General features: G+C 71.0%; 10 protein-coding genes. 7 read left to right on the top strand and 3 right to left on the bottom strand.

What is annotated here, in order from left to right:
- The first annotated feature begins 494 nt into the window (after positions 1-494).
- From AAD496_RS01460 to AAD496_RS01445, 4 genes are all read left to right on the top strand, one after another.
- The gene (locus AAD496_RS01460) at positions 495-1595 is read left to right on the top strand and encodes a hypothetical protein (RefSeq protein ID WP_349826852.1); all 1101 of its coding nucleotides are present in this window, start codon (positions 495-497) and stop codon (positions 1593-1595) included.
- Between the two features lie 4 nt (positions 1596-1599).
- Positions 1600-2493: an EamA family transporter gene (locus AAD496_RS01455; RefSeq protein ID WP_349826851.1), complete on the top strand. Its 894-nt coding sequence runs from the start codon at positions 1600-1602 to the stop codon at positions 2491-2493.
- Between the two features lie 128 nt (positions 2494-2621).
- Positions 2622-3287: an acyl-CoA thioesterase gene (locus AAD496_RS01450; RefSeq protein ID WP_349826850.1), complete on the top strand. Its 666-nt coding sequence runs from the start codon at positions 2622-2624 to the stop codon at positions 3285-3287.
- A 99-nt stretch (positions 3288-3386) separates the two neighbouring features.
- A complete protein-coding gene (locus tag AAD496_RS01445; protein WP_349826849.1) occupies positions 3387-4346 on the top strand; it encodes a hypothetical protein in 960 nt (319 codons plus the stop codon).
- A gap of 110 nt (positions 4347-4456) precedes the next feature.
- Here the strand turns inward: AAD496_RS01445 and AAD496_RS01440 are convergent, their stop codons facing one another.
- Positions 4457-4807: a hypothetical protein gene (locus tag AAD496_RS01440; protein WP_349826848.1), complete on the bottom strand. Its 351-nt coding sequence runs from the start codon at positions 4805-4807 to the stop codon at positions 4457-4459.
- A gap of 436 nt (positions 4808-5243) precedes the next feature.
- Here AAD496_RS01440 and AAD496_RS01435 point away from each other — a divergent pair, with 436 nt between their 5' ends.
- From AAD496_RS01435 to AAD496_RS01425, 3 genes are all read left to right on the top strand, one after another.
- Positions 5244-6899 carry an FAD-binding dehydrogenase gene (locus AAD496_RS01435; RefSeq protein WP_349826853.1) on the top strand — a complete coding sequence of 552 codons (1656 nt, stop codon included), beginning with the start codon at positions 5244-5246 and terminating at the stop codon, positions 6897-6899.
- Between the two features lie 241 nt (positions 6900-7140).
- Positions 7141-8949 carry an AMP-binding protein gene (locus tag AAD496_RS01430; protein ID WP_349826847.1) on the top strand — a complete coding sequence of 603 codons (1809 nt, stop codon included), beginning with the start codon at positions 7141-7143 and terminating at the stop codon, positions 8947-8949.
- Entirely contained in the window at positions 8946-12344 is a 3399-nt protein-coding gene (locus AAD496_RS01425) for an acetyl-CoA carboxylase family protein (protein WP_349826846.1), read from the top strand. The genes AAD496_RS01430 and AAD496_RS01425 overlap by 4 nt, the downstream gene beginning before the upstream one ends.
- A gap of 47 nt (positions 12345-12391) precedes the next feature.
- Here AAD496_RS01425 and AAD496_RS01420 read toward each other — a convergent pair whose 3' ends face one another.
- Together AAD496_RS01420 and AAD496_RS01415 are read right to left on the bottom strand one after the other, a co-directional pair.
- Positions 12392-14470 carry an amidase gene (locus tag AAD496_RS01420; protein ID WP_433913715.1) on the bottom strand — a complete coding sequence of 693 codons (2079 nt, stop codon included), beginning with the start codon at positions 14468-14470 and terminating at the stop codon, positions 12392-12394.
- Positions 14471-14542: 72 nt separating this feature from the next.
- Positions 14543-15988, bottom strand: a complete 1446-nt coding sequence (locus AAD496_RS01415; protein WP_349826844.1) for an amidase — start codon at positions 15986-15988, stop codon at positions 14543-14545.

The following is a 15988-nucleotide window of genomic DNA, read 5'->3' as shown; positions in this document are numbered from 1 at the left end:
GTGGGGGTTCCCACGGTAGGTCTGCGCCTGCGGTCTCACCAGGGGTTTCGTTACGAACCGACCGATCGTTACCCACCTTCTCCCGGGCTGTGACCCGCGGTGTCCGGACCGTGACCTCGAGTCCCGATCGAGTGCGAGCTCGCCGGCACTTCGGGCCGCCCGAATCCGCCACTGACCTCGCTCTCGATCGGGCGCCCTTCGTCACCCCAATCGCTCCCGAGGCGCCCTGCACGTTTCACGTGAAACGTGCAGGGCGCCTCGGGAGCGATTGGGGTGACGAAGGGCGCCCGATCGAGAGCGAGGTCAGTGGCGGATTCGGGCGGCCCGAAGTGCCGGCGAGCTCGCACTCGATCGGGACTCGAGGTCACGGTCCGGACACCGCGGGTCACAGCCCGGGAGAAGGTGGGTAACGATCGGTCGGTTCGTAACGAAACCCCTGGTGAGACCGCAGGCGCAGACCTACCGTGGGAACCCCCACCGAGAGAGGAGGCGTCATGTTCCGCACCCGACCCGACCACATGTCCCGCGCCCGACTCCGGACGGCTCTCGCCGCGATCGCGGCACTCGCCGTCGTGGCCGCACTGGCGCTCATCGGGCAACCGACACTCGCGTCGTCGCAGGTGACACGCGCAGCGCCGTACCTGTCCGTGACGCCGACCGCGATCACCGAGCAGGCGATCCTCGACGGCGAGGGTGTCGAGGTGCACGCCGGCGGGTTCGAGCCCGACAGCGAGACCCTCGAACTCCACATCCGCCGCTCCCACGCCGCACCGGAATCCGCGATCGTCCACGAGGTTCACGCGAGCGCCACCGGCACCTTCACCTTCACGATCGACGGCGAGACCTTGGGCAACCGGGACGACCGGATGCTCGACGAGTGGATCGCGATCGTGTTCCCCCTCGACGGTCACTCGGTCCCGTACGCCACGGCGACCTTCGACATCGTCGAGACCCCCGAGGAGGTCGCCGACCTCGCCCCCGTGGAGAAGGTGCAGGTGAGCCCGGCGGACGTCGACGTCGCCGACATCCGCACGGACGCCCCCGAGGACGACCCCGCCGTCATGCCGCAGGTGCAGGCGAGCGACCTCGACCCCGCGCTCGACCACCGAGCAGTCGTCCAGCGCACCGGCACGGCGGCCGCCTGGGACACGTTCTTCGACCTGGCCGTCGGCCCGACCGGGGAGGTCGACCAGCCCCTCCCCCTCGACACGACCGCACCTGCCGAGGATCTGGTGGGCGACTGGCGCGTGCTCGTGATCGCCGGCGACTTCGGCGAGGTCATCCACACCGCCGACTTCACCGTCCACGACGGCCCCGTTCCCGGCGCAGGCGACCCCGGCACGTCGGATCCCACCGCCACCGAGGCGCCCTCCGGCCCCGACGCCACGCCGCCGGCCGACTCCACGGACGCCGCCGACGGCACGGGCGCCTCCGCCGCGGATCCCGCCGAGCAGGATGACCCGGCCGCGGGTGGGAGTGACACCGGCGGTGCCCTGCCCTTCACCGGCGCGACACTCTGGGCACTCATCGCCGGTGTGGGCGTCCTCGTCGTAGGTGGCGTACTCCTGCTCGTCGCCCGCCGTCGCCGAGAATGAGTGCATGCAGCAGGAAACCACCACGGCGCGCGGCGTCGGTGCCATCGCTCTCGCGGCCGGGCTGTTCTGCCTCATCTTCTACATCTCGGGAGTGGCGGACGCCTCGGGGGCGGCGCTCTTCGCGTGGCGGGTCCTGCTGGCGGTCGCCTGCTACGGGCTCGCGCTGGTCCATCCGGCCGTCCGCGCTTCGCTCCGGACCGCCTGGACGTACACGACCCGGACCTGGTGGCGGCCACTGCTGTTCCTGTTCCTCAGCGCGTTCATCGGCCTGCAGCTCTGGCTGTTCACCTGGGCGCCCATCCACGGGCACGCACTCGACGTGTCCCTCGGATTCCTCCTGCTGCCCATCTCCCTCGTCCTCGGCGGTCGTTTCGTCCTCCACGACGAGGTCACCCGCGCCCAGTGGCTCGCCGTGGGCATCGCCGCCGTCGCCGTCACCCTCAAGTTCGCGCTCACGCCGCAGGTGTCGTGGGCGACCTTCGTCATCTGTGTGGGCTACCCCGTCTACTTCCTCCTGCGCCGTCGGTTCGGTATGGACGGCCCCATGGCCTTCGGGCTCGAGGCCGCGGCCCTCACCCCTTTCGCCGTGGTCCTCGTTCTGGGCGGGCACGGGTCCCCGGCCAGCACCGATGTCCTCACGCTGCTCGCCCTCGTGACCGTCGGCCTCGCAGGCGCCGGCGCGATGGCCGCCTTCCTCGCCGCTTCCCGCCTGCTGCCGATCCCCCTGTTCGGCCTGCTCGTCTACCTCGAGCCCGTCGGCCTCGTCGTCGTCTCGCTCCTCATCGGCGAACGCCCCCACGGTGCCGACCTCCTCGTCTACGGCCTCCTCGCCGTGGCCCTCTCCGTACTCGCGGTCGAGGGGTTCCGTCGGGCCGGCGCCGCACGACGCGGCAGGTGAGGGAACGGGAGAAGACGAGGGCGGGACGCCTCGACAGCGGCGGACCGGGCACCCCGCGGGACGGCACGGAACGGCCGGGTGGCAGAGTAAGTGGCGTAGACCCACCCCTTCTCACGAAAGCGCCGTCGATGACGACCGATGCCCTCACCACTCGCCTGGCCGGCGACGACCGTCCCGCCGAGGCTGCCGGTCCCGACGAAGCCCCGCTGCCCTTCCGCCTGCCCCTGAACTGGAAGGACCCCGGGTTCGCGGGGCATCTGTTCCACGCGGAGTACATCGTGCTCGCGGACCAGGGGCGCGTGCGCTGGCTCGACGAGTCGCTGCGCACCGAGTACGCCCGCCGCCACCTCATGGCGCACCTTGCGATCGACTACGTCGCCGAGGTCTCGCAGCCCACCGACCACCTGTTCCACCACATCCGCGTCGAGAAGGTGGGCAACACGAGCATCCGCCTGCGCGAGACCTTCACCGACCACGCCGGCACCGTCGTCATGCGCCTGCTCTGCGTCCTCCTGCTGCTCGACCGCGAGACCCACCGACCGGTGCCCGTGCCGGACGTCCTGCGAGCCCGGATGGTGCCGTTCCTGCTGGAGGGCCAGGACCTCACGGCCCTGTTCCCCGCGGGCGAGGTGCCCTCCGAGCTGGCACCGGAAGTCGCCGACGCGAAGGCGCGCGCTGTGACACCGAAGCCCACGGACTACGTCGACCCCGCGACGCGCGGCGGCATGGCGGGGCTGCACCGGACCCTCGACCCCGAGGTCGACATGGAGCGGGTGCATCCGCCGACTCCCTGAGCGTGCGCAGGCTCCCTGAGAGAGCGCGTTCCCTGAGAGTGCCCCCAGAGTCCTCATAGAGGTCTTTTGTTGCCGTTTGATGCGGTTTAGATTCACTGCATGCTCTTGGACGACAGCAAGCCCTTTGACGCCCCCACGTTTCTCGATGACCCTGGGTTCTTCGACCACGCTGCGCTGCGCCTGCACAGCCGATTCCGTGACCTCCTGACCGCGCGGCCGGATGCCGTGTTGTGCGGGGTGTCCGCCGCGCACCTCATGGGGCTGCCGGTGCCGCCACCCCTCGTGCGCGGGCCCATCCACGTGGCATCTCCCGCCGAGATCCGGCGCACCGGCTTCCGCGCGCACCGGACGGAACGGATCGACGTGCGCGACGTCGACGGACTGCCGGTCAACGCCCCGGAGCGCGTGGTGGCCGAGTGTGCCGCGATGCTCACGGAGGACGACCTGGTCGTGCTGCTCGACGCCGCGATGTCCGCGCAGAAGTCCGCACGCGTCGTGGACGCGCACCACTCGGTGCTGCACCGCGCGGAACCGGGGATGCGGCCGGAACAAGGGGTGCGGCCGGTGCTCGTGCCGCCGGACCGCCTGGTGCCGTTCCTCCGTGGTGAGGCGACCGCCCGCATGCACGGACGCAAGAAGCTCCTGCGTGCGCTCGACCGGGCGCGGGGCGACGTCCGATCACCACGTCTGTCGCGTCTGCGCATCGCACTCGGGCACGCAGGACTGCCGGACCCGGAGGTGCGGCCCCGGGTGGATCTGCCGGGACTGGCCGGCTCCCCCGAGGCCGACGGTCTCGACCTGCCGGAACACATCCGACCGGATCTCCTCTACCGGGACGCCCAGGTGATGGTGGGGCTGGACCCGGCGCAGGTGGGGGCTGAGACGGCAGGGCGCCTCGGCGGCGGGGATCCGTGCGTCACCCACCACGTCTACGCCCGGCGTCTGCACGACGAGGGGTGGTCCGTCGTACCGCTCACGCGCGCCACTGAACTGGCGATGGCCGCCGCCTCGGTGCGCCGCCTCGTCATCCACCACGCCCTCGCCCGCCGCGCAGCGTGATGGTGGCGGCAACGTGGCCGCGCCGTTTCGGTGTGGACGCGCTATTCGGGCAAATAGACCGTCCGAAACACATAGCGCGGCGACGGCTGGCGTCCCAGGGCTGACGCGCCTCACTCCAGGGTCACGAGTTCTGCGATCTCCCACAGAAGTTCCTCCTGCTCCTCGCGGGACTCACAGACCGTGTACAGGTGCACCAACCCCTGGTAGGGATCGCTCATCGCCCGACTGATGTAGGACTCTGTGTACTCGTCACCGCCATCGGTATCGGTGAATACCACGGAGGTCACGAGGAACTCGACGGGCCCGACCGCGGTGTCGACGGTGACCGTGTCCACGACCTCGGTCGGTGTCGGAGCGGGTTGGGCCGAAGGAGGCCCGCATCCGTCCCCGCAGTCCGGTTCCGGCTCCTGACCGGGCAGGATCACGAGGAACACGACGAGGACCACGACGACCAGCCCCACGAAGTCGAGTCCGACGACCCCCCAGGACGATCCACAGCCAGGTAGGTGGGCCCGACCGGGGAGGAGGCCCCTGTCCCGGTTGCCGCGGGCCGTACCCGCCCGATGGTGGTACCGGTGGCGCTCCCTGTGACGCTCCCGGGTTCGGTGCCCCATACCCTCCCGGAGGACGCGGCGGGCCGTTGCCACCGGGGTGTGGGTAGCCATTCATATCGGGGCTCCGTTCAGCTCGTCCGGGAAGCAGTCGGACACCGCGAGACACGTCGGAGTCTAGGGAACTACTTCACAGTAGGAAGCTTCCCGTTCCCCGGTTCAACCCCGGCCCACCCGAATCCGCCCCGATATCGTTCACGGCCCCCGCTATGTCGCGAAATACCGGGGGCCGTGAACGATATCGGGGCGGTTCTGTGCCGGGGTCAGGGTTAGGCTGCCTGCCATGATGCAGACAGACATCGTGGTCGTCGGTCATGGCCTCGCGGGGCTCGTCGCCGCGGCCGAGGCGGCGGACGCCGGACGCCGGGTACTCCTCGTCGACCAGGAGGGCGAACAGTCCCTCGGCGGGCAGGCCCACTGGAGCCTGGGCGGCCTGTTCCTCGTCGACTCGCCGGAACAACGCCGCATGGGCGTGCGCGACTCCCTTGAACTCGCCACCCGGGACTGGATGGGTTCCGCGCAGTTCGACCGCCCGGAGGACCGCTGGCCGCGCGCCTGGGCCGAGGCCTACCTCGACTTCGCCGCCGGCGAGAAACGCTCCTGGCTCCGCGCACAGGGTCACCGCTTCTTCCCCGTCGTCGGCTGGGCCGAACGCGGCGACGGACGCGCCGACGGCCACGGCAACTCCGTCCCCCGCTTCCACATCACCTGGGGGACCGGCCCCGGCGTCGTCGCCCCCTTCGAACGCCGCGTCCGCGCCCACGCGGAGGCCGGCCGCATCCACTTCGCCTTCCGCCACCGCGTCGACGAACTCATCGTGCAGGACGGCACCGCGGTCGGGGTCCGCGGCACCGTCCTCGCCCCGGATTCCGCCCGCCGAGGCGCCCCGACCTCGCGCACACCCACCGGCGTCTTCGAGGTGGCCGCACAGGCGGTCGTCGTGACCTCCGGCGGCATCGGGGGCGACCACGACCTCGTCCGGAAGGCCTGGCCCGAGCGCATGGGGACACCGCCGCGGACCATGGTCTCCGGGGTCCCCGCCCACGTCGACGGGAGGATGATGACGATCACCCGTGAGGCCGGGGCGAACGTGGTCAACCCCGACCGCATGTGGCACTACGTCGAGGGGATCCGGAACTGGGACCCGATCTGGGGCAACCACGGCATCCGGATCCTGCCGGGCCCGTCGAGTCTGTGGGTCGACGCCACGGGCGAGCGCCTGCCGGCCCCGTACTTCCCTGGCTTCGACACGCTCGGGACGCTGCGCCACCTGCGGTCGACCGGGTACGACTACTCGTGGTTCGTCCTCACGAAGTCGGTGATCGAGAAGGAGTTCGCGCTCTCCGGTTCCGAGCAGAACCCGGACCTCACGGGCAAGGACCTCCGCGGTGTCGCCGGGCGTGCTCTCAAGGGGCCCGGACCGGTGCTCTCCTTCATGGAGCACGGCGAGGACTTCGTCGTCGCGGACACCCTGCCCGAGCTCGTGACGGGCATGAACCGCCTGGCCGACGAGATGGGTGGGCCCCACATCGACCCGGCGGCCCTCAGTGCCCTGGTCACCGCCCGGGACGACCAGATCGACAACCCGTTCGCCAAGGACGCCCAGGTGACGGCGCTGTACGCGGCCCGGCACTACCGCGGCGACCGCCTCATTCGCGCGGCCAAGCCCCATCGGTTCCTCGACCCGCGCAACGGCCCGCTCGTAGCCGTCCGGCTGCACGTGCTCAGCCGCAAGACCCTCGGCGGCCTGGAGACCGATCTCGACGGCCGGTGCCTGCGCGCCGACGGCACCCCGTTCCCCGGGCTCTACGCCGCGGGCGAGGTGACCGGCTTCGGAGGCGGCGGGATGATGGGCTACAACGCGCTCGAGGGGACCTTCCTGGGCGGCTGCCTGTTCTCCGGCCGTGCTACCGGTCGAGCCGCAGCCGCTGCCCTCGGGTGAGGGTTTCGCTCGGAGGCGACCGAGCCATCGAGAGTACGGTCTGTGGCGCTTCTCAGCCGGCAATCCGCCACTGACCGTACTCCCGTTCCCGGCTCCCGAAGTGAGTGCGAGGTCAGTGGCACCTCCGGCCGCCGGATCCGCCACTGACCTCGCTCTCGATGAGCGGACAGGCCCTCAACACACTGAACGATCGTCCGGTAGGGTTTGAAGGACATCAGCATCTCAACGACGAGAGGCCCGCATGTCCACGTCTCCTGCATCCGCCACCCCGGCCGCTGCCCCCACCGCCGTGGCGCCCTCTGCTCCGGGCACCACCGCCGCCGAGGCGCCCTCCCCCTCCGCCCGCGCCGCGCGCTGGGCCGCCGCGGCCGCCGAGCTCGACGCCACCCGCGATCTGTGGCCGGACGCCGTGCCGCGCGAGTACACGGATCCCGACCCCTCGGCCGGTCTCGACGACTACCTGCGCCGCTGGGCGACCGAACGGCCCGACACCGTCGCCGTCCACTTCTACGGCACGGACATCACCTACGCCGAGCTCGACCGGCAGGTCGGCGCCTTCGCCGGATGGCTCCGTGCCCAGGGCGTACAGGCCGGTGACCGGGTGGGCGTGTACCTCACCAACTGCCCGCAGTTCACCGTCGCGTTCCTCGGCATCCTGCGGATCGGCGCCGTCCACGTGCCCATCAACCCGATGTTCAAGTCCGCCGAACTCGCCTACGAACTCGCCGACGCCGGCGTCTCCGTCCTCCTCGCCCACCCCGAGTTCGCGGCGACCATCGACCGAGCCAGGGAAGAACTGGCGGCGGGCACCACCCCCACCCTCCGCACCGTCGCGTACACGCAGACGGCGGACGTGCTCGCCGGCCCCGCCACGCCCCGCGCTCCCTTCGGCCCCGTCGACCCTGAGCTCCCGACCGACTGGGCGGACATCATGGCCCACGCCCCGGCCGACCCCGTCCCCACGGACCCGGCCGCACTCGCCGCCCTCAACTACACCGGCGGCACGACGGGCATGCCTAAGGGCTGTGAGCACACGCAGGGTCACATGGTCTACACCGCCCGCAGCGCGATCTACGGCCAGGGACGCACACCCGGCGACGGAGGTGAGGTGATCCTCGGTTTCCTCCCGATGTTCTGGATCGCCGGCGAGGTGCTCTGCCTCCTCAACCCGATCATCGACGGCTCGACGCTCGTCCTCATGAACCGCTGGCACCCGGAGCAGGCGCTCGACCTCATGGAGGCGCGCGGAATCACCTCGATGGTCGCACCGGCGGACAACTACGTCGAGATCATGGAGCTGCCCGGCTATGCCGACGCGGACCTCGGCTCACTCACCATGTGCACCGCGGTCTCCTTCGTCCGCAAGCTCGACACCGACCTGCGTGTGCAGTGGCGGGAGAAGACCGGCGTCACCCTCCGCGAGGCCAGCTACGGCATGACGGAGACGAACACCGTCGACACCTTCACGCTCGGGCTCGACCTCGACGACCAGGACCTCCGCGCCGAGCCGACCTACTGCGGTTATCCCGCACCCGGTACCGACATCATCGTCGTCGACGCCGACCTGGAGCCCGTCCCCGCGGGGCAGCCCGGCCAGATCCTCGTCCGCTCCCTTTCCGTGCTGCGCGCCTACTTCGGCAAGCCGGAGGCCACCGCCGACAGCCTGGTCGACGGTTGGTTGCTCACCGGCGACACCGGCCGCTTCGACTCCCACGGCGCGCTCACCTACCTGGCGCGCACGAAGGAGATGATCAAGGTCAACGGCATGAGCGTCTTCCCCTCCGAGGTCGAGTCCTTCTTCAAGGGCCACCCCGACATCGTCCGCATCGCCGTCGCACCCCGCGAGGACCCGGAGGTCGGCCAGCGCCCCGTCGCATTCATCGAACGGGCACCGGGCGCCACCACCACGCCCGCGGAGTTCGTCGCCTGGGCCAAGGACCGCATGGCCACGTACAAGGTCCCCGAGGTCGTCCTCGTCGACGCCATGCCCATGACCGCCACCGGCAAGATCCGCAAGGTCGCACTCGTCGAGGAGCTCACCCAGTCATGACCGTCCCCTCCACCGCCGCTCCCACGTCTCCCGACGCCGAGGCGCCCGTCCTCCTCGTCGCCAACCGCGGCGAGATCGCCGTCCGGGTCCTGCGCACGGCCCGTGACCTGGGCCTGCGTACCGTCGCGATCCACCCGGCCGACGACGCCGACAGCCTGCACGTCCGGCTCGCCGACGAGGTGGTGGAACTCACCGGGGTCGGCAGCAGCGCCTACCTCGACATCCCGCAGGTGATCGAGGCGGCCCGCCGGACCGGTGCGGGCCTCGTCCATCCCGGATACGGGTTCCTCGCCGAGTCCCCCGCCTTCGCCCGCGCCTGTGCGGAGGCCGGTCTCACCTTCCTCGGCCCGGGCCCGGACGCCCTCGACCTCACCGGGTCGAAGACCGCGACGAAGGCCCGCGCCCAGGAACTCGGCATCCCGGTGACGGAGGCGACGGCGGTGCTCGCGGGCAGTGGAACAGGCGGTGAAACAGGCGAGGGAGCAGGCCGGGTCGACGTCTCGCCCGCCGCCGACCTCCTCGCCCGACACCCCGGAGGCATCGCGATCAAGGCGGTCGCCGGCGGCGGCGGACGCGGCATCGCGCTCGTCACGGACCCGGAGGCGCTGGCCTCGACGGTCGAGCGGTGCCGGACGGAGGCCGAGCGCGGGTTCGGCGACGGCCGCGTCTTCGCGGAGACGTGGATGACCGGTGCCCGGCACGTGGAGGTCCAGTGCCTGGGGACGGAGACGGGCGTGCAGGTGCTCGGCGACCGCGACTGCTCCTTGCAGCGACGCCGCCAGAAGGTCGTCGAACTCGCGCCGGCCCCGGACCTGCGCGAGGACGTCCGCGCCGCTCTCCACGACGCCGCGGTCCGCCTGCTCGAATCGATGGACTACCGGTCCCTCGCGACGGTCGAGTTCCTCGTCGTCGGGGGCGGCGCGGACGCGGAGGACGACCCGGAGGCCACCACCACCGACTGGGTCCTCCTGGAGGTCAACCCGCGGATCCAGGTCGAACACACCGTCACCGAGGCGGTCACGGGACTCGATCTCGTCGCCGCGCAGATCGCGGTGGGCCGCGGGGAGGACCTCTCCACCGACACAGTTGTCCTGACCCCCGACGCCCGGGGTACGGCGATCGAGCTGCGCGTCTGCGCCGAGACCGCCGCCGAGGACGGCACTCCTCTCCCTGCGACGGGCACCGTCACGGACTGGAACCTGCCCTCGGGCCCCGGCGTCCGCGTCGACACGTGGGTGCGCAGCGGCACCACGATCGGGGCGCTCTACGACACGGTGATCGCGAAGATCATCGTCCACGGGCCCGACCTGGCCACGGCCCGGCGTCGCGCACGGGCCGCCCTCGACGAGTTCACCTGCACCGGCGTCGACACGAACGTCGCCACGCTCGCCGCGATCCTCGATCTGGCTCCCCTCGGGGCCGCGGACACCGCATGGCTCGACACCCACGGCGAGGACGTGCGCGCTCTCGCCGCACGCATCGCCACCGACCGCTCCGCCGAGGCGCCCTCCGGATCCGCAATTCCCGGCGGGGGCGGCCCGGGAGGGCAGGTCTCATCGCAGGGCCAGGGCGCCTCGCGAGCGGGGACGGCGACGGTCTCCGCGGAGTCCGTCGATCTCGCCGACGGCGAGGAGATCGTCCGTGCCCCACTGAGCGGCACGATCATCGCCGTCGAGGGCGGTCCGGGGGAACTCGGCCTCATCGAGGCGATGAAGATGCACCACCCGATCCCGGCGCCGGCCCACTCAGAGGCCCGTGCGCTCGTCTCACTGGGGCAGACGGTGACGGCGGGGCAGCCGGTGTTCGTCGTGCGGACGGCGGAGGAGGGCGCCTCGGACGCGAGTACCGCGGAGAACGCCCCGCACCCCGGCGTCGACGAGGTGGTCGACCGGCACGCGGCCGTCCTCGACGAAGCGCGGCCGGAACCGGTCGCCAAGATCCACGGGCGGGGGCGGCGGACGGCGCGGGAGAACCTCGACGACCTGATCGTGCCGGGCACGTTCGTCGAGTACGGGCCGCTCGTCATAGCCGCGCAGCAGGCGCGCCGGTCGCTCGACGACCTCATCGCGCGGACGAGCGGCGACGGCCTGGTGGGCGGGATCGCGCAGGTGGACACGCCGGCCGGCCCCTGCGAGGCGATCGTGATGAGCTACGACTACATGGTGCTCGCCGGGACGCAGGGCTCGCGGAACCACGCGAAGACGGACCGACTCATCCAGGTCGCCGCACAGCGAGGGATCCCCGTCGTTCTCTTCGCCGAGGGCGGCGGCGGCCGGCCCGGCGACACGGACCGGGCACCCGGCGCGCACCTCAAGGTGCACACCTTCGCCGCACTCGCCGGCCTGAAGGGGAAGGTGCCGCTCGTGGCGATCGTGTCCGGGCGGTGTTTCGCGGGCAATGCCGCACTCGCGGGGGTCTGCGACGTCATCATCGCCACGCCCGACGCGAACCTGGGCATGGGCGGGCCGGCCATGATCGAGGGCGGTGGCCTGGGCCGGTACCGGCCGGAGGACATCGGGCCGGTGGGCGTGCACACCGTCGACGGGGTCATCGATGTGCTCGTCGAGGACGACGCGGCGGCCGTCGTGGCCACGCAGCAGTACCTCGGGTACTTCACGGGCGCGGCGGGCAATGGTTCCGTGGGTGTCGACGAGAACTCGATCGTCACGACCGACGCCGCCGAGGCGCCCTCCCCGGAACTCCCCCGCGCGGTCGTGCCCGGGGACCGGCTGCGGGCCTTCCAGATGCGGGACGTCATCCGGTCCGTCGTCGACGTCGACTCGTTCCTGGAACTGCGCCCGGAGTACGCACCGGGCGCGATCACGGGGCTCGCGCGGGTGGACGGACGGCCGGTGGCCGTCATCGCGAACGACAACCACCATCTCGGCGGGGCGATCGACGTCGACGCGGCCCGGTCCTTCGTCGAGACCCTGGAGATCGCGCAGGCGCACGGCCTGCCGGTCGTGAGCTTCGTCGACACCCCCGGCTTCATGGTCGGGCCCGAGTCGGAGCACGAGCCGGGGGTCAAGGCCTTCGGTCGGCTGTTCACCACCGGCGCGGGGCTCACGGTGCCGGTCGGTGCGGTGATCGTGCGCAAGGGCTACGGACTGGGAGCCATGGCGATGACGGCCGGGTCCTTCGCGGCCACGCAATTCACGATCGCCTGGCCGAGCGGCGAGATGGGGCCGATGGGCCTCGAGGGCGCGGTGCGCCTGGGCTACTCGAAGGAGCTCGCGGCACTGGAGAACGACCCGGCGGAGCAGCAGGCGCTCTACGACCGTCTGGTCGCCGAGTCCTACGAGCAGGGCCGCGCGATGACCGCCGCGATGCTCTTCGACGTCGACGACGTCATCGACCCCGCAGACACCCGCCGGTGGATCCGGTCACTGTTCTGAGAGTGGAGTTCTGACAGTGGCGAACGCCGCGCAGGTTCGATGAACGCTCAGGCACCCCACCCGACCGCTCGGTCCAGGTACTTCCGAGGACGCAGGACGACACGGTCACGATGAGCCTCCACCGCGCCCTTCGGGGTGCGGGCGAGGGCGATGACGACGATCTCGTCGGCGCTGAGATCGTCGAGGTGGGAAGCCCGTGGATCCTCCGGCCGGACCGGGTCGGCGAGATACTGCGCCAGGGGGATCTCGACCCGCCACGTCCCCCGACCGGACTCCCGCGTGTCCACCGGTACCGGTCGGCCGTTGACGAGGACGGCGGTCTCCAGGTCCCCGAGCGCGCAGGGCCCATCGGTCGCCCCGAGGACGAGGCAGACATCGCCCCGCACCTGCAGGGAGAACCGGACCGTGGGACGTCCGCCGGCCACGGCGGACGGGACGGTCGATACCTCGGCGGGTTCCCAGGGCGCGGGAAGTTCCGGGGTCCGCCCAGGTGCTTCACGCCGCTGCGAGACGTGTTCGTACGCGTATGCCCAGGCGAGCAGGGTGGGGTCGGTGTACGCCTTCCCGACGACGGTGAGACTCACGGGCATCCCGGTGTCGTCCATGACCCCCATCGACACGGACACACTCGGGATCCCCAGTTCCCGCATCTCGCGGTTCATGTTCGAGAAGTAGGTGCCGTTGCGGTTCGCGCGGCGGAACGCCTCGACGTCCTCCGCGGTCGTGGCTTCTGCGACATCGGCGTTCGCCGGGAAGACGACTCCGTCGACGCCGACGGAGTCCATCCAGTCCTCGAAATCGCGCTTCCGTCGTGTCTCCAATCGCAGCAGGAACGACGCGAATCCCTCGATCTCCTCCCATGTGTCCACGACACCGCCGGAGGCCTTCAGCGTCGCGGCGTAGTCGGTGAGCGGCGCCGCGTACCCGACGCCCAGTCGTTCAGCAGCTCCCCCGGCCGGATTGGGAAAGATGAGCGACGGATCGACATGGTCCCAGCAGGGCACCGCGGGGTCGCCCACCCAGTCGAGGAACTTCTGTGCGGCATGCGCATTCACGTGGACGAACTCCAGATCACCGTCGGCGTCCCGGCCGGTGACGCCGGCGTTGTTGTCCGCGATCCCACCGTGCCCCGGGTCCCGGTCCATCACCGGGAACTCGGGGAGTTCGACGATCCGGGCACCTGCGGCTTCCAGATCCCGTACGGCGCGGTCCCAGAGCTCCCGCACCGAGTCACGCACCTCGATCCGCGGGTCCGCCCCGGTGTACATGGTCGGGACGCCCAGACGGACGCCACGGAGAGCGTCGGAGTCGGCCAACGAGGTGTGCGTCTCCGGTCGGACGTCCTGCGGAACCGGCAGCGGCACGGAGGTCTGGTCGCGCCACAGATCGCACTCCGTATCCGGGTCCGTCGCCACGAGGACGTCGAGGACCGCGAGCATGTCCTGCACCGTCCGGGTGTGGGGCACCACGACGTCGCGCACCGGGAAGAGCGGCCAGTTGCCCCGGATCGAGACGAGTCCACGTGACGGTGTGTACGCGACGAGCCCGTTGTTCGAGGCCGGCGAGCGTCCCGAGGACACGGTCTCCTCGCCCATCCCGAGGGGCGCGTACGAGGCGCCCGTCGCGGTCCCCGAACCGTTCGACGACCCGGAGTACCAGGCAGCCGTGAGGTGGTCGGCGCTGTACGGACTCTCCGCGCGGCCGTACACACCGTCCTGCATGCCGCCGGCCGCCATCGGCGGCATGTTCGTCCGTCCGAGGAGGACGGCACCCGCCTGTATCAGCGCCTCCACCGAGAAGGCGTTCTTCGAAGCACGGAGATTCACGAATGCTGGGGACCCCGCCGCCAGGCTCATCCCGGCCACGGCGTAACTGTCCTTCACCGTGAAGGGGATGCCGTCCCACGGACCCCGGGTCTCGCCGCGGGCACGCCGGTCGTCCGAGGCACGGGCGGCCACGAGGGCTCCCGTGAACTCCTCGATCACGGCGCCCAGTCGCGGGCCGTTCGTGTCGTAGGCATCGATCCGGGCGAGGGACCGTGCCACGAGCTCCACCGAGGTGAGCCGGCCCTCGGCGAGGGCCGCAAAGAGTTCCACGGCGGTGGATTCGACGAGGGGCAGGGACACATCGTTCACGAGGTGGGGCGACCTTTCACTGCGGGATCGGGGAACAGACATCCGGGGACCGGAGGACACCGGTCAGGCCGGGACAGCCTCGGTGGGAGCGTCGGGAGCGGATACGGACGTGGACACCGGAGCGATCGGCGCCGTCAGTCCGACGTGCGGAGAGTTCGCCTCCAGGGCGAGGCCCACGGACACGATCTGTCGTTCGGCGAACGGGGCCCCGATGATCTGTACACCCGTCGGGAGGCCCTCGCTGAAGCCGTTCGGCACCGAGAGCGCCGGAACGCCGACCTGGTTGGCCGGCGCGGACAACCGTGTGTAGATCGAGCTCTCGGATTCCGTGGTCCCGTCCGGGTACGTGGTGGACGGCGCGTCCTTCCGGACCGCGACCGCTGCCACCGAGGGCGCCACGATCACGTCGACCGTCCGGGCCATCTCGGCCCATGCAGAGCGGACGAGCGTGCGCATCCGGAGGGCATCGATGTAGTCGACCGCCCGGACCAGGGATCCGATCTCCAGTTTGGTCCGGAGGTCGTCGGTGTAGCCACCGGGGTTCTCCCGCAGCATCGTCCGGTGGTACGACGCGGCTTCCGCTGCGACGATCACGCCGTTGGTCCGGACGATCTCGTCCGCATACGGCACCGTGACGGGGACGAGTTCCGCCCCGAGATCCGCCAACAGTCCGAGGCTCGCCCGGTAGTTCTCCCACACACCCGGTTCCACGTGGTCGGTGAAGAAGTTCTCCGGGACACCCACCCGGATCCCTGCCATGGCGGTTCCCGTCTGATCGGCGATGTCCCCCTCCGGGGCCGGGACGGAACCGGGGTCCCGGGGATCGAATCCACTCATCGCATCCATGACGAGGGCGGCGTCCATGACGTTCCGGGTGAGGGGCCCCACGTGGTCGAGCGACCACGACAGCGACGCCACTCCGGCCCGGGACGCCCGACCGAAGGTCGGCTTGAGCCCGACCGTCCCACAGACCGCCGCGGGGATCCGGATCGACCCGGCGGTGTCGGACCCGAGCCCCACGTGCACCGCTCCTGCGCCGATCGCCGCGCCGGAGCCTCCAGATGATCCCCCGGGGATCCGGTCGGTGTCCCACGGGTTGCTCGAACGCGGGGTCATGGCGCCGTATGCGAACTCATGGGTCTCCGTCTTGCCCACCACGATCATCCCGGCGGCCCGGAGACGGGCGACCGCGGCCGAGTCCGCGTCGGGGACGTACCGTGTCCGTTGCTCCGAGCTCGCCGTCGTGGGGACTCCCGCCACGTCGTACAGGTCCTTGACGCCGAACGGGATCCCGTGGAGAGGTCCCCGGTGGTTCCCGGCGAGGATGTCGCTCTCGGCCACCCGCGCCTCGGCAAGTGCAGCGTCGGCGGTGACCGCGGCGAAGGCGGAGACAACGGGTTCGGTCTCGTGGATCCGGTCGAGCGAGGCCTGCGTCAGCTCGACCGGGGAGATCTCCGTCGCCTCGATCTTCGCGGCGAGTTCCAACAGGGAGAGGTCCATCAACGACAT

The sequence above is a fragment of the Brevibacterium litoralis genome (assembly GCF_040212315.1).
Taxonomy (GTDB): Bacteria; Actinomycetota; Actinomycetes; order Actinomycetales; family Brevibacteriaceae; genus Brevibacterium; species Brevibacterium litoralis.
This window is presented reverse-complemented; position numbering and strand designations above follow the sequence as displayed.